The 502-nt window shown below is 71.3% G+C and carries 1 protein-coding gene; it reads right to left on the bottom strand.

Going from position 1 to position 502, the window contains the following annotated elements:
• Positions 1 to 502: cytochrome c (locus HC022_RS28515; protein WP_167454592.1), on the bottom strand; the 502-nt coding region annotated here is incomplete at both ends.

The following is a 502-nucleotide window of genomic DNA, read 5'->3' as shown; positions in this document are numbered from 1 at the left end:
GTTCAAGCTGCGGCGACTCGGCTTCGGTCATCACCCAGTCGGGCGAGGCGTAGAGCATCTTCCAGGCGCCGACGCCACGGCGGATGTTGAACGGGAAGCCGACCTCGTGGGGCTGGCTCGGAGTGTCCGAGGCGGGCAGGGTCTGCATGTAGGCCCAGAGATCGACGAGATCGCCGTCCTCCATGCGGGCATAGGCGGTGTAGGGGAAGGCCGGGTAGAGGTGCTGCCCCTCCGGCGATACGCCCCGTTTCACGGCGCTGGCGAAGTCGTCCAGTGACCAGTCGCCGATGCCCTGCGCGGGGGCGGGCGAGATGTTGGGCGCGAGGAACGTGCCGAAGGCCGAGGCGAAACGCTGGCCGCCGGTCAGCACGAGCCTGGCCTCGCCCTCGGCGTCGGGCGCATGGTGGCACGAGGCGCAGCCCGCCGCGGTGAACACCAGCTGCCCGCGCTCCGCGTCACCGGTGGCGCCGTCGAGGCTGCCCTCGGGCAGCGGCTTCGGTGC

The organism is Salipiger sp. HF18, assembly GCF_011806505.1.
GTDB classification, from domain to species: Bacteria; Pseudomonadota; Alphaproteobacteria; order Rhodobacterales; family Rhodobacteraceae; genus Salipiger; species Salipiger thiooxidans.
This window is presented reverse-complemented; position numbering and strand designations above follow the sequence as displayed.